The sequence below is a fragment of the Amycolatopsis sp. WQ 127309 genome (genome assembly GCF_023023025.1).
In the GTDB taxonomy this organism is placed as follows: Bacteria; Actinomycetota; Actinomycetes; order Mycobacteriales; family Pseudonocardiaceae; genus Amycolatopsis.
In genome coordinates this window covers 7,918,528-7,932,226 of sequence record NZ_CP095481.1, presented here as the reverse complement: position 1 = coordinate 7,932,226, position 13,699 = coordinate 7,918,528, and the positions used below count along the sequence as shown (strand labels likewise).

Sequence of the window (13,699 nt, the reverse complement as noted above, 5' to 3'; positions counted from 1 at the left end):
GCCGAAATCCGCTCGTCCGTCCGCCGTCACCGTCGCGCCGTTGGGCGAAACTGAGCGTTTTCCCGGTAGTCCCCGTGCGTGACCGCGCCCACACTCGAAGACATCGACTTACCGGAACTTGGGAGCGACATGACCGAGAAGTGCCGCTGCGGCGACCACCACGCGTGGGCCGGGCCGAACCCGCAGGACAGGCCAGCCGCCCCGCGCCAGCCGCTGCTGGCCACGACGCTGGCCCGCGAGGACCGGGCAGAGGACACCGGCGGGCTCGACCCGACCGACCGGGTCACCTGCCGGACGCACCGCCGCTGGCTGCACGAGTGCGTCTCGTCCCCGGTGCACGCCAACTCCGCGATCGGCTACCGCTGGTGCCGCCGGTGCGACCACCAGGCCCTGGTCGCGGTGGACGAGCTCACCGGCGAGGTCGCCATCCGCTGCGGGCTCTGCGGCCGCAGCCCGCGCAGCCGCGCGAACGACGAGCTGGTCGCACTGTGCCGCCGCAGCCTGGCCCTGTCCCGCGCCAGCCGGTTCCCGGAAAGCGCCGCCGCCTGAGCGGGTTCCGTTCCGAGGGACCCCGCTGGTCCGCGCGCCTGTGCTGCCGCGGGCGGCGGCCCGACCGGGCGCACTGCCATGATGCGAAGGTGCCCCGACCCGGAACCACCGCGCTGGTGATCCTGCTGCCCGCCGCCGAGCCCGTGCTCGCCGCGGCCCGGCGCACCGCCCCCGAGCTGGTCCGCCCCGGCCTGCCCGCCCACGTGACGGCGCTGTACCCGTTCCTCCCCGCGTCCGAGGTGACCGACGAGGACCTCGACGCCGTGCGCGCGCTGGCCGCCGCCGTCGCACCGGTCGGCGTCCCGCTCACCGAACTGGTCACCGCGCCGGGTTTCTCCGCGATCCCCGTACCCGCGCTGCAGGCGATCGCGGACGCGGTCTGCGCGCGCTGGCCGGACGTCCCGCCCTACGGCGGCCGGTTCGGCCCGGCGCCCGACGCCCACCTGACCGTCGCGATGGGCGGCACCGACGCCGACCTCGAGCGGGTCGCGGCCGAGGTCCGGCCGCTGCTCCCGCTGGCCGCCCGCGCGGAGGCCCTGCACCTGGTCGCCCTCGACGACGAGGGCTGGGAAACCCGGCTCACCGCGCCGTTCGGCGCGTGACTCACCCGGCGGTGCCGCTCCGGTAGGCCTTCGCGATCGCCCGCAGCCGCGCGACGTCCGCGGCGAACGGTTCCGCACCGGCGACCGGCGGCGCGGTCTCCCCCGGCTCGTCCGGCAGGTCGCGCACCAGCCGCGCGGCCGCCGGCGCCGCCAGCTCCGGCGTCACCCCGGCGAGGATCAGGCCGTCGTTGGTCTCGCTCATCGCCGTCAGCAGCCGTTCGCGGCGCGATGGGCCGCCCGGGTCGATGCGGACGATCTCCGGGAACCGGCGGGTGAGGTGCTCACGCAGCGGCCGCAGCACACGCAGGGTCCGCGCGTCGCGGCGGCCGGCCGCCAGCCCCGGGATCGACGGGATCGTCAGCCCCAGCACGATCAGCAGCACCGACACCGCCGGGAAGCCGACGTCGAGCGCGCACGGCAGCGTCGAAAACGGCCCGGCGCACAACGCCTTGGCCGGGTGGTCGGCCTGCAGCGCCTTGAGCGTCGCGACGACCTTCCCGCCGAGGTAGGCGACGGCGAACGCGGACGCCAGCAGCAGCAGGGCGAGCCCGGCGCGCAACGCGCCGCCGCTCGCCCGGATCGTCACCGCCGACACGATCCCGATGTCGAGCACCGCGAACCCGAGGTAGACGGTGTAGGCGAAGACGTACACGACCAGCGTCGGGTGGGTCCGGTACAGCTCGTCGAACAACCCGATGCCGCGTGGCAGGTCCGGCGTGCTGAAGAACATCACCACCAGCAGGGTCAACGCCGTGGCCAGTGCGACGAGCCGGGTGCGCCGGCCGCGGTCGCGGGTGCCGCTGATCTCCGCGACGGTCAGCCCGATCCCGTAGGCCGCGACCATGGTCGCGAGGTTCGAGAGCAGCCGGCCGAGGCTCGGGTACAGCTCGCTCTCCAGCACCTGCGCACGATTGGAGAGGAAGCAGAACGCCGCGCCGAGCGCGATGAGCGAAACGGCCAGCCCTGCGCCGGCGCCGGTCCGCCGCGCCCGCACCGCGCGCCAGATCCCGACGGCCAGCGCGAAGAGCCCGACCCCGAGGAACAGAATGTCGATCACGGGACCGGACTATCCCAGCAGCGCCGCCAGCCGCCGCGCCTGGTCCGCCGCACGGCCGGACGCACCGGGCTGGACGGCGAGCGGTTCGCTCGTCGCCGCGCTCATCAGCAGCACGGCGATCAGTTCGGCCTCGTACTCGTCGCGGCCGCTCGTCACGCGCGTGAGCAGGTGCGACAGCGCCCGCGGCGCCAGATCGGGGGCGAGCTCGGCGGCCTCGGACTCCGACATCAGGCAGCTGCCGGTGTGCGCGCACAGCATGTGGGCGAGCTCGTGGGCGATGATGTGGTCCTGGTGCAGCGCCGACGTGTGCTCGGTGTAGGCGATCAGGTCGTACGCCGGGCGGGCCTGCCAGGCGCCGGACGGCTGGCCGGGCCGGTACTCGACCGGCACGAGGTCGATTTCGCGGCCGCGCCACGCCTCCAGGCCGTCGACCCAGCGGTTCATCGACCACGGCCGCGGCAGCGGGACGGCGGTGAGCACCGCCAGCACCCGGGCGCGGGCCCCGGCTCGCAGCTGCGTCAGGCCGTGCGCGTCGATGGGCCCTCCCCGCTGAGCGGGCGCCAGCCGGGTGCACCGGGGCGCGATCACGGACGACGTCATCGTAGCCGACCGCTCACCGCACGCACGTCACTCCGGCTTCCGGCGCCGGCCCTCGCGGCGGCGGGTCTCGTCGTAGCTGCCGAGCTGGTCCATCAGGGCGGTCACGGTCTCGCGGTCGCGCGGCGAGAGCTGCATCGCCCGCTGCGCCATCTTCCGGGCCTCGCCGTCGCGCCAGGCCACGACGTCCTCGACCTGCTGGTCGACCTCGCCGGCCACCTCGTCGTCGAAGAAGTAGGTCACCGGCACGCCGAAGAACTGGGCCAAGGCCTGGATGTGGGACCGCTTGGGGTCCTTGCGCGCGCCGACGGCGAGCTGCTGCACGTGGGTCGCCGACATCGTGACGCCGGTCTGCTCCGCCACGCCGTGCGCGATCTCCCGGTAGGAGTAGGGCTTGCGGTCCGGCGGGTGCACGGTCGCGATCAAGTGCGCCAGCCGTTCGGCGAAACTGCGCTCCTCGCTCACCGCACACCACCCTCAACCGTGAAACGTGACAACAACCAGCCTAGCTGTCCCGAAAACTTGACACAGCATGTACCGGAAAGACTACGATACCGACGGTAGGTGTTTCGGAAACGGAACACCAGCCCGGGCCGGCTCGGCGGCCGCGAGGTGACTCACGTGGCCGCTGGGGGTGGCCACGCGCCGAACCCGCGGCCCCGCGCCGGCCCTCCTCCGTTCGGTGCACGCCCACGGTACGGATCACGGTGTCCGCCACGTGGGCACTTCAGCGGTGCGCCACGCCGTGTGGGTGCGGCAAGAGTGCCGCCGTCCCAACGGATCCGACGACAATGGCCCCTCCCGGTGCGGGAGGGGCCACCACCTTCTGCCGTCAGCTCCGGTAGACGCCGAACTCGTACACCGAATACCCGTACGCCGTCCCGCGCTGGGTGGCGTTCACCCGCACGTACCGGGCGGTGGCCGAGACCGCGAGGTCGTCGGCGCCGCCGTCACCGGTCGTGGTGCCGTAGACCGAGCGCCAGTTCGCCCCGTCGTCGCTGACCTGGATCTCGTACGCCTTGCCGAACGCCGACTCCCAGACCAGCTGGACGTGGTTGAACGCCTGCCGGCTGCCCAGGTCGACCTGCAGCCACTGCGGGTCGGCCCACGCGCTCGCCCAGCGCGTCGCCTGGTTGCCGTCGGTCGCGGCCTGCGGCGGGTAGGGCGCGCCGGGGCCGTCGGCCTGGTAGGTCGACGCCGTGGTCGCCGCGCCGCGGGCCAGGTTGGTGCCCGGCACCGGCGGCGCGACCACGCGCAGCGAGCGCGTCTCGATGCCGACGTTGCCGTGCCCGTCGCGGGCGTAGAGGTAGATCTTCCAGACGCCCAGGTCCTTCGGCGCGGTGACCGTGAACGTGCCGGTGCCGGTGAACTGCGCCGGGATCAGGCCGGCCGCGTTGTTGATGTACTTGCTGTTGTAGCCCATGGTGTAGGTGATCGGGTCACCGTCCGGATCGGACACGTTCGCCGTCACCGTGAAGGTGCCGCCGGCCGGGACGTCGGTGGTGCGGCTGAGGTTCATCGACGAGATCACCGGGGGCGTGTTGCCGCCGGTCTGTCCACTGTAGATCTTGCGGACGGCGTACCAGGACAGCCGCTTCTCGTTGCCCGTCGTGATGTTGAACCAGACGCCGCCGAAGTCGCCTTCGCTGCCGTAGTGGAACAACGTCGCGCCGAGCGCCACGCCCGGGTGGGCCAGCACACAGTTCCAGGCGTTCGTGTAGCCGTCGCGCTTCTGCTGGTCGGTGGGCTCGGCCGGGACGCCGTTGACGTCGTTCGGAACCTCCCACTCGCCGGCCGGGCCGGTCTCGGTGATGATGTAGGGCTTCGTGTAACCGCCGTTGATCCAGTCCTGCTTGACCTGGCAGACCTGCGCGTAGGAGTTCACGGAGTACAGGTCGAGGTTCGGCGTGTAGGCCTTGTAGTACGGCCACGCGCCGGTCCAGGCGTCGGTCGAGGTGACCGGGTGGTTGGCGTCGATCGCGTGGATCGCCTGCGCGGCCTGGTCGACGAACCGGGCGTAGGCGATGCGGTTCTGCTCCAGCAGCGTGCCGGAGTAGCAGTTCTGCATGCCGAGGATCGACTCGTTCCCGACGTTCCACATGAGCACGCCGGCGTTGCCCTTGTAGGCGTTGACCCACTTCTGGATCTCGCCGAGCATCGTGTTCTTGTAGGTCGTGTCGGTGGTGTAGTCGACGCAGCCGCCGCTGCCCGGCCCGCCGCCGGGCTGCAGCCAGAAGCCGGCGACGACCTTGATCCCGTTGGCCGCGGCGGCGTCCAGCAGCGGCTGGCTGCTGCCGTCGGTGCCCCAGGTGCGGACGGTGTTGACGCCGATCGAGTGCAGCTCCGGCATCCGCGACGCGGCTTCGCTGACCGGCGGGCCCCACGTGAGGCCCTTGACGATCCACGGCCGGCCGTCGACGGAGAGCTGCCAGTTGCCCTGGCTGCCGGTCACCTTGGTGACGCCGGGGCCGCCCGGCGTCGTCGTGCCCGGGGTGCCGCTGACCTGGAACTCCCAGAGCGAGTAGCCGTAGCCGCCGACCCGGTGGGTGCCGTAGAAGCGCACGTACCGGCCGTGGCCGCTGACGGCGAGGTTCTGCACACCACCGGTCGCCGTCGTCGTGCTGTAGATCGACGTCCACGACGACGCGTTGTCGGACACCTGGATCTCGTACGCCGTCGCGTAGGCGGATTCCCAGTTCAGGGTCACCTGGCTGATGTCGGCGGCGGCACCGAGGTCGACCTGCAGCCACTGCGGGTCGCTCCAGGCGCTGGCCCAGCGGGTGCCCGCGTTGCCGTCGACCGCGGCGGACGCCGGCGTCGACGCGCCTTCGCTGCTGGAGGCGGTCACGGGTCTGCCTTGGGATAGCAACGTCGCGGCGTGTGCCGGGGTCGGGCCGGCTAGCAGGCCCAGTACCAGCAGGACCACGAGTGCCGGGACGGCACGAAGGGGCAACGGTCGGTCCACGATGACTCCCGCGCGAAAGGGGACGGAGGTTGGAGAGCGCTCTCCGGCACGGCCGATCGTTCGTTACGGCGGCCCGCGTTGTCAAGCTTCCCGTCTGGAAACGGACAATGCCCGTCCGCGACGGGATGCGGGTACTCCTTGACAGGGTGGCAGCACGGTGCGCATGCTCTTGGAGAGCGCTCTCCCATTCCTCAGGCACCCTCACCGTGGAGGACCCTTGGCATCGAAAGCCGCGCTCCTCGCCTGCACCGCCGCCACCGTGCTGGCAGGCGCCTTCCTGACCGCGGCGACGTCGTCGCCGGCCGGAGCCGACAACCTGGTGACGCACCACGAGTTCCAGGTCAACTGCTCCCCCAGTCACCACCAGCCGGACGACCCGATCGTTTTCCCCGGGCTGCCCGGCGCGTCGCACGACCACACGTTCATCGGCAACAAGACCACCAACGCGGCCACGACGACCCAGTCGCTGCAGGCCGCGGGCGTGGGCAACACGACCTGCCTGGCGCCCGACGACCTGTCGGCGTACTGGTTCCCGACGGTCTACAACGGCAACCAGGTGATCCTGCCGAACTTCGCGCAGGTCGTGTACTACAAGTCCGGCATCCTCGACTACACCAAGGTCGTGCCGTTCCCGCCCGGCCTGCGTTACGTCGCCGGGACGGTCACGGCGACGCAGGACCAGTTCCAGAACGCGCCCGGCGCGATCGAGGGCTGGGAGTGCGGCGACACCTTCCACAACTGGGACATCCCGGTGCAGTGCACGCCGGGCAGCCAGCTGAACATCCGGTACCAGGCCCCGAGCTGCTGGGACGGCGTCCACCTGGACTCCGCCGATCACAAGAGCCACATGGCTTACCCGGACAAGACGACGCTGACGTGCCCGGCCGACCACCCGGTCGCGGTGCCGATGCTGGAGTTCAAGATCGCGTTCCCGGTCAGCGGTGACATGTCCGGCGTCCATCTGGCCAGCGGACGCGGGTATTCGTGGCACTACGACTTCTTCAACGCGTGGGACCCGCCCACCCTCGCCGCGCTGGTCACGCACTGCATCAACGGCGGGCTCCAGTGCGACCCGCGCGGGTTCGACCTCTACAAACCGGACCGCGGCACCGTCCTCGGTCCGAACTACCGGCTGCCCGGCCGGCCGTGAGGCGGCGGGCGCCGGTGGTCGCGGCGGTGGTGGTGGCGATGTCCATGGGCGGGTGTGCCACCACCGCCGTGCCGGCGGCCCCGGCGCCGCCGCCCGGCCCCGGGGCGGGTGCCGGCTCCGGGGCGTTCAACCCGACCGACATCGCGTGGTTGCAGCTGACCGTGCCGATGACGGAGAACGCCGTCACCGCGGCCCACCTGGCGGCGGACCACGCGGCGAGCACCGCCGTGCGGTCCGCCGCCTCGGCGCTCGAGCCGGCCCAGGACGGGTTCCTGACCCGCCTGCGGGCGGCTCGTGACCGGGCGGGGTTGCCGGCCGGGAACGTCCACAGTGGACACCAGATGCCGGGGATGATCACCGAAGCCGACCTGGTCGCGCTCCGGACCAGCCACGGCGGCGACTTCGACCAGCGGCTCGTCGCGTTGCTGCGGGCCCACGCGAAGCAGATCGTGGTGCTGGCGAAGGGCGAACAAGCCGCGGGCGCCGACCCGGCGACCCAGGCACTGGCCCGGGACCTCGCCACCGCCGCGACGCGCGAAGCGGAGGTCCTGGACCGGACGAGCTGACCGGAGACCGCCGCCCGGCCCCACTGCCGGGCCCCGGCCGGCCACGGGAGCGGCTCGGCCGGGTGCGCGGACTCCGGTGCAGGTACTCGGCGACGAGTGACGACCAACCCGTCACTCGTCGCCGAGTTGCCGTCGTGCCAGGGGTTCCGGCGAGCGACCGGCGTACCCGGAAGTCGACACGTGTGATTGGAAGGACGACACGGCAAGGCGAACGCGAGCCGACTGGCTGGGTACGGGTCAGGCGGAGTCCCGGACTACCAGCTCCGGGTCGAAGATCACCGATTCCGCGCGCAGCGTGGGGTTCGCCATGCGGTCCAAGACCATCCGCGCCATCGCCGCGCCCATGGCCTCGACCGGCTGGCGGATCGTCGTCAATCGAGGGCGGCAGCTCAGCGCCACGCGGCTGTCGTCGAAGCCGATGACCGCGATGTCGTCCGGGACCCGGCGCCCGGCGTCGGAAAGCACCGACAAAGCCCCGTACGCCATCAGATCATTGGCGACGAACACGCCGTCCAGGTCCGGCTCGGCCGCCAGCAGCCGTTCCATCGCGAGCTCGCCGCCGTGCTGGGTGAAGTCGCCCTCGGCGACCGGCACGTACGCGTGGCCGTGGCGGGCCATCGCGTCGCGGAAGCCCGCCAGCCGGTCGTGGCCCGCCGGGGTGCCGCCCGGGCCGGCGATCGTGGCGACCCGCCGGCAGCCGCGGGCGACGAGCCGGTCCGCCGCGATCCGGGCGCCGTCCTGGTGGGCGACGTCGACGTAGCACACCGGTGCCGGGCGGGCGGGTCGCGCGAACAGCGCCGTCGGGACGCCCGCCTCGGTCAGCATCAGCGGCAGCGGGTCCCGGTCGGGGGCCAGCGAGATCAGCAGCACCCCGCTGACCTGCTCCTGCCGCAGCTTCGCCACGAGCGAAGCGCGCTCGTCCTCGCTGTCGACGAGCATCAGCAGCGGGTGCCGGCCGTGCGGGCGCAGGTGCGCGACGACGCCCTCGACCACCCGGCCGAAGAACGGGTCGCCGAACACGCCGCCGGTGAACGCTTCGGCGTCGATGTGCCGCTCGGGTTCGGACACCACCAGCGCGATCCCGCCGGTGTGCCGCGTGACCAGCGACCGCGCGGCCCGGTTCGGCACGTAGCCGGTGTCGGCGATGGCGCGTTCGACGGTTTCGCGCAGCTTCGGGTCGACGTTGCGCACGCTGTTCACCACCCGCGAGACCGTGGCGCGCGAGACGCCGGCGACCCGCGCGACGTCTTCGAGGGTCGGTGGCGCCGGAGGCGGATGCGTCGTCACCCGTTCTTTGTAGCACCTGTGAGAGCGCTCTCCCAGTCCTGGGCCGACAACACGATGACAAATGTCATGAGCGCCCGGTGCGGGACGGCACTGCCCGCCGGGGGCCCGCGCGACGAGCATTTCCGGGGCAAGCACCTCCGTTCCGCACTCCCCGGGGAGAACACCGTGACCGTCCAGACCACCGCGCCGGCCTTCCGCCGCGTGCTCGCCCTCATCGGCACCTACCTCGGCGTCAGCGTCCTGACGCTCGGCGTGATCGTGCTGTTCCGCGACAACCCCACGATGGTGACCGACGCCGTCTGGGTGCGCGCCACGATCGTCGTCGCCAGCGCGCTCCTGACGCTCTCCTTCGCCCGCCGGGCGGCGCGCGGCTCGAAGAAGGCGTTCCTGCGGTTGCGGATCGTCTCGGGCGTGATGCTGGTGGCGATCGCCGTCATCGTCGCGCTGCCGGGCGCGTTCCCGGTGTGGCTGCGGCTCGAGCAGGCGGTCTGCGGGCTGCTGCTGCTCGGCGTCGCCGTCCTGGTGAACGGCCGCGAGCTGCGGTCGCGGTTCGCGGCCCGCTGACGGCGAGCGCGGTAGCGTGCCGCTGATGAACGACTCGACGGCACCCGCCGACGCGCAGCGGTGGGTGCGCGGCTGGCGGCGGCTGGTCCTCGACGCGGGGCTGCTCGCCTTCCCGATCGTCACGGTGCCGGCGGTGCTGGAGCACTCGAGCGGCGCCGCCGCGGTGGCCGGCTGCGTGCTCGTGGCCGCCTTCGCCGTCGCCTACGTCGTCGGCGCGGTCGCCGCCGCCCGCCGCACCTGGCGGCGGTACTGGGTGTCCCTCGGCGTCTGCACGGTGCTCTTCGCCGCGGCGCTCCCCTTCGCCCACGGGGAGGCCTTCTTCCTCGCCGCGGTCGTCGTTTCACTGGTCGCGCCGCGCATCGGCCGCTACGCCCCGGCGCTGGGCGCCGTCGTCGCGCTGGCCGCCGTCCTGGTCCCGTGGGCCGTGCCGTCGTGGCGGGCCGAACCGGGCTGGCCGCAGGCGATCGCCCTGTTCTTCACCGTGCTCGTGGTCTACGCCTTCGCCGAAGCCATCCACGCCAACATCGCCCTCGTCGAGGCCCGCGCCGAGGTCGCGCGGCTGGCGTCGGAGGCCGAGCGCACCCGGATCGCCCGCGACCTGCACGACCTGCTCGGCCACTCGCTGACCGCGATCACCGTCAAGAGCACGCTGGCCCGGCGGCTGCTCGGCACCGAGACCGCGCGGGCCGGCGAAGAGATGGCGGCCGTCGAGACGCTCGCCCGCCAGGCCCTGACCGACGTCCGGGCCGCCGTGTCGGGCTACCGGGACGTCACCCTCGCCGGGGAGCTGGCCCGTGGCCGCGAACTGCTGCGCGCGTGCGGGGTCACCGCCGACCTGCCCACCGCCGTCGACGTCGTCGGCCCGGACCACCAGGAGCTGTTCGGCTGGGTCGTGCGCGAAGGCCTCACCAACGTGGCCCGCCACGCCCGCGCGACCCGCTGCGCCGTCACGCTTTCCGCGTCGTCGGTCGAGGTGCTCGACGACGGCGTCGGCGGCCCGGCCACCGAAGGCAGCGGGCTCGCGGGGCTGCGCGAACGGGTCGCCGACGCGGGCGGGCGCGTCGAAGCCGGGCCGGCGAGCCCGCGGGGCTGGCGGCTGGCCGTGTCCCTGACACCGGTGGAGGTGCCGTGACCATCCGGCTGCTGCTGGCCGACGACCAGGAGATGGTCCGCCAGGCCCTCGGCACCCTCCTGGACCTGGAGGACGACTTCGCGGTCGTCGCGTCCGTCGGGCGGGGCGACGAGATCGTCGCGGCCGCGCGCGAACACCGGCCCGACGTCGCGCTGCTCGACATCGAGATGCCGGGCCTCGACGGGCTGGCCGCCGCGGCCGTGCTGGCCGCGCAGGTGCCGGACTGCCGCGTCGTCATGCTCACGACGTTCGGCCGCGCCGGCTACCTGCGCCGCGCGATGGAGGCCGGGGCGGTCGGGTTCGTCGTCAAGGACGCGCCGGCCGACGCCCTCGCCGACGCGATCCGCCGGGTCGTGAAGGGCGAGCGCGTGGTCGACCCGGCGCTCGCGGTCGCGACCCTCGCCGCGGGCGAATCCCCGCTGACGGCGCGCGAACGCGACGTCCTCATCACCGCGCGGACCGGCGCGACCGTCGCCGAGATCGCGGCGCGGCTCTACCTGTCCGAAGGCACCGTGCGGAACTACGTCTCCGCGGCGATCACCAAGACCGGCGGGCGCAACCGCGTCGACGCCGTCCGGATCGCCGACGACCGCGGCTGGCTCTGATTGGCCCGGTCCGGCGGCGCGGAATCGGATCTTCTGCCGGGCCGGTCGCCGAGCGGGCGCACGGCAACGACGTCCTGCGCGGCTTCTACACGGCGTTCGGCACCCGCGTGCACCGCGACAAAGCACCGGTCGACCGCCCGGTCGTCAGCCCGGTCCCCCTCGGCGAGGCGGCGGGACGGCTCTGGGACGGCGTCGTGCTCGTGACCGGCACGGCGGGCTTCTTCGAACTGAAGCGCGGCCGCGGCCGGCCGGTCACGAGCTGAGCGTCAGGCGTTCTCGTCGAACGGGATGCCGCCCGGCTTCGCCTTGCCGAGGTTGCCGGCGAACTGGTCGTCCTTGATGCCGAAGGTCGCGCTGCCGAAGTTCGCCGCGACGAGCTTGTCGCGGAGCCCGGCCGGGTAGCCGTCCCAGCCGACCAGGGTCGGGTACTGCCAGACGCCCTTGTGGTTCTCCGGCGGGTCGTCGTTGCCGTTGGCCGAGCGGAAGCAGTGCGTCGAGCCGCCGTCCTTGTGGTAGACGACCTTCGCGTGCGTGCCCTCGAACAGCATGCTCGCGCGGTCGTGCACCGCGAAACCGCCGTGCTGCGACGTCGCCACGTACTCGACCTGGTTGTCCTTGACCCACACGACGATGTGTTCCCAGTCGTGGCGGTGCCCGGCGCTGCCGGGGCCGAGCGAGGCCTGGTCCTTCTCGAAGTAGAGCGTGTACATCACCGCGCACCAGCCGTTGTTGCACTTCTGGCGCGAGTAGGAGTTGGTGTTGTCGAGGTCCCAGGAGTCGCGGCAGTGGCCGTTGGTGTCGCCGCCGAGGGACAGGCCGGGCGCGATGGTCCCGTCCGGCCCGATCGCCGGGGTCGGGTAACAGCCGTCCTTGTCGTAGTCGAAGGCCGGCTGGAACGTCTTCTCGAAGTCGCTCGCGTTGGCGGGCAGGGCGCCGGGCGGGTCGGCGAACGCCGTCGCCGGGAAGGCCACGGCGAGGCCCAGCGCGGCGGCGGCCACAGCGGCCAGGGTGCGGGATCGGTGCGCCATTACGTACTCCCTCGGTCGCGGTCGGAAATTTTCCGACAAGAGATCCGAGGTCAGCGTCCCCACCTCACCAGAGCTCCGCAACGGTACCCACGGCGAGTCTGCCCGCCCGGAACCGTCACCAGGGCACGAACGCGCACTCCTGCCCCGGTCAGCGGCACGTCCGTGAATGCCACATTCACGGACACTATGTCCCTCGATGTGGCATTCACGGACTACCGGAGCCGGGCCTCGGCGGCGGCCCAGTCGGCGTGGGCCGTCGGGTCGTAGCGGCGGACCTCCTGGGTTTCGCGGACCAGGGCGCGCATCGACGGCAGGTCCGGGAGGTCCTCGCCCAGGGCTCGGGCCTGGACCAGGACGTTGCCCAGGGCGGCCGCTTCGACTGGGCCCGCGAGGACCGGGACGCCGCACGCGTCCGCCGTCAGCTGGCACAGGAGTTCGTTGCGGGCTCCGCCGCCGACGATGTGAACCACGTCGAACGAGCGGCCGGAGATCGCCGCGGCCGCGCGGAGGGTGCGGCGGTGGGCCAGGGCCAGACTGTCCACAATGCACCGGACGACCTCGGCCGGCGTTGACGGCGGGCGCTGGCCGGTGGCGCGGCAAGCCGCCGCGATACGGGCGGGCATGTCGCCCGGCGGCAGGAACGCGGGCGCGTCGATGTCCACGACCGCCGCGAGGGCCGGGGCCGAGGCGGCCGCCGCGAGCAGGTCCGGCAGGTCCGTGCGCGACCACGTCCGCAGGGTCTCCGACAGCACCCACAGGCCCATCACGTTGCGCAGGAACCGGATCGTGCCGTCGACGCCGCCTTCGTTGGTGAAGTTCGCGGCCAGCGCTGCGTCGCCCAGCTCAGGTTCGGACAGCTCCAGCCCGGCCAGCGACCAGGTGCCGCAGGAGATGTACGCGAAATTCGTGCCCGGTTCAGCCGGGACCGCGACGACGGCCGACGCCGTGTCGTGCGAGCCGACCGCGATCACCGGCACGCCGGACAGCTCCCGCGCCGGGCCCACCACCGTGCCGGGGTCGCGCAGCGGTGGCAGCAGCCGCGACGGGATGCCCACCCGCGCGGCCAGGTCAGCAGCCCAGGTCCGCGCGCGGACGTCGTAGAGCTGGGTGGTCGACGCGTTGGTGCGCTCGGCGCCGATCTCGCCGGTCAGCCAGTAGTTCAGCAGGTCCGGAATCAGCAGCATAGTGTGGGCCGCGGTGAGCCGGTCCGGTTCGGACACCAGCTGGTACAGCGTGTTGAACGGCAGCTGCTGCAGCCCGGTGACGTCGTACAGCTCGCGGGCGGAGATCGACGCCGCCACCTTCTCGGGCACGCCGTCGGTGCGGGAGTCGCGGTGGTGCACGGGGTTGCCGAGCAACGCGCCGGACTCGTCGAGGAGCCCGTAGTCGACGGCCCAGGAGTCGATGCCGATGCCGTCCAGCGGGCCGGCGTCCCGGATCCCGGCGAGGGTCTCCCGGTACAGCCCCAGGACGTCCCAGTACAGCGCCGGCCCCGCCCGGACGCCGCCGTTGGGGAACCGCCGGACCTCCTCCAGGCTGAGGCGGCCCGGCCCCGCGGTCCCGGCCATCACGCGCCCGCTGGACGCGCCGAGGTCGA

Annotated in this window: 15 protein-coding genes; 8 read left to right on the top strand and 7 right to left on the bottom strand. The window is 72.9% G+C overall.

What is annotated here, in order from left to right:
- Positions 1-129 precede the first annotated feature (129 nt).
- Both MUY22_RS35820 and MUY22_RS35815 read left to right on the top strand, forming a co-directional pair.
- On the top strand, positions 130-549 hold the full coding sequence (locus tag MUY22_RS35820) for a hypothetical protein (protein WP_247051602.1): 420 nt from the start codon (positions 130-132) through the stop codon (positions 547-549).
- Positions 550-638: 89 nt separating this feature from the next.
- Entirely contained in the window at positions 639-1,151 is a 513-nt protein-coding gene (locus MUY22_RS35815; RefSeq protein WP_247051601.1) for a 2'-5' RNA ligase family protein, read from the top strand.
- Between the two features lies 1 nt (position 1,152).
- Here MUY22_RS35815 and MUY22_RS35810 read toward each other — a convergent pair whose 3' ends face one another.
- From MUY22_RS35810 to MUY22_RS35795, 4 genes are all read right to left on the bottom strand, one after another.
- Positions 1,153-2,208, bottom strand: a complete 1,056-nt coding sequence (locus MUY22_RS35810; protein ID WP_247051600.1) for a hypothetical protein — start codon at positions 2,206-2,208, stop codon at positions 1,153-1,155.
- 9 nt (positions 2,209-2,217) lie between these two features.
- Entirely contained in the window at positions 2,218-2,808 is a 591-nt protein-coding gene (locus MUY22_RS35805; RefSeq protein ID WP_247051599.1) for an ImmA/IrrE family metallo-endopeptidase, read from the bottom strand.
- Between the two features lie 27 nt (positions 2,809-2,835).
- A complete protein-coding gene (locus tag MUY22_RS35800) occupies positions 2,836-3,270 on the bottom strand; it encodes an XRE family transcriptional regulator (protein WP_247051598.1) in 435 nt (144 codons plus the stop codon).
- 367 nt (positions 3,271-3,637) lie between these two features.
- The gene (locus MUY22_RS35795) at positions 3,638-5,770 is read right to left on the bottom strand and encodes a discoidin domain-containing protein (RefSeq protein WP_371827523.1); all 2,133 of its coding nucleotides are present in this window, start codon (positions 5,768-5,770) and stop codon (positions 3,638-3,640) included.
- Positions 5,771-5,987: 217 nt separating this feature from the next.
- Between MUY22_RS35795 and MUY22_RS35790 the strand changes: the two genes are divergently transcribed.
- Entirely contained in the window at positions 5,988-6,920 is a 933-nt protein-coding gene (locus tag MUY22_RS35790; protein WP_247051597.1) for a DUF1996 domain-containing protein, read from the top strand.
- A complete protein-coding gene (locus MUY22_RS35785) occupies positions 6,917-7,486 on the top strand; it encodes a DUF305 domain-containing protein (RefSeq protein WP_247051596.1) in 570 nt (189 codons plus the stop codon). Before MUY22_RS35790 ends, MUY22_RS35785 begins: the two co-directional genes overlap by 4 nt.
- 237 nt (positions 7,487-7,723) lie before the next feature.
- Here the strand turns inward: MUY22_RS35785 and MUY22_RS35780 are convergent, their stop codons facing one another.
- Positions 7,724-8,773: a LacI family DNA-binding transcriptional regulator gene (locus tag MUY22_RS35780; RefSeq protein WP_247051595.1), complete on the bottom strand. Its 1,050-nt coding sequence runs from the start codon at positions 8,771-8,773 to the stop codon at positions 7,724-7,726.
- 165 nt (positions 8,774-8,938) lie between these two features.
- On the opposite strand from MUY22_RS35780, the gene MUY22_RS35775 reads away from it, so the two are divergent.
- The 4 genes from MUY22_RS35775 (at position 8,939) to MUY22_RS35760 (ending at position 11,337) form a co-directional block, all read left to right on the top strand.
- The gene (locus MUY22_RS35775) at positions 8,939-9,337 is read left to right on the top strand and encodes a hypothetical protein (protein ID WP_247051594.1); all 399 of its coding nucleotides are present in this window, start codon (positions 8,939-8,941) and stop codon (positions 9,335-9,337) included.
- 25 nt (positions 9,338-9,362) lie between these two features.
- Positions 9,363-10,469: a sensor histidine kinase gene (locus MUY22_RS35770; RefSeq protein WP_247051593.1), complete on the top strand. Its 1,107-nt coding sequence runs from the start codon at positions 9,363-9,365 to the stop codon at positions 10,467-10,469.
- Positions 10,466-11,074, top strand: a complete 609-nt coding sequence (locus MUY22_RS35765) for a response regulator (protein WP_247051592.1) — start codon at positions 10,466-10,468, stop codon at positions 11,072-11,074. Before MUY22_RS35770 ends, MUY22_RS35765 begins: the two co-directional genes overlap by 4 nt.
- A 107-nt stretch (positions 11,075-11,181) precedes the next feature.
- A complete protein-coding gene (locus tag MUY22_RS35760; RefSeq protein ID WP_247051591.1) occupies positions 11,182-11,337 on the top strand; it encodes a hypothetical protein in 156 nt (51 codons plus the stop codon).
- A 3-nt stretch (positions 11,338-11,340) separates the two neighbouring features.
- Here the strand turns inward: MUY22_RS35760 and MUY22_RS35755 are convergent, their stop codons facing one another.
- On the bottom strand, positions 11,341-12,102 hold the full coding sequence (locus tag MUY22_RS35755) for an NPP1 family protein (protein ID WP_247051590.1): 762 nt from the start codon (positions 12,100-12,102) through the stop codon (positions 11,341-11,343).
- Between the two features lie 212 nt (positions 12,103-12,314).
- Positions 12,315-13,670: a rhamnulokinase family protein gene (locus MUY22_RS35750; RefSeq protein WP_247064274.1), complete on the bottom strand. Its 1,356-nt coding sequence runs from the start codon at positions 13,668-13,670 to the stop codon at positions 12,315-12,317.
- Positions 13,671-13,699 lie beyond the last annotated feature (29 nt).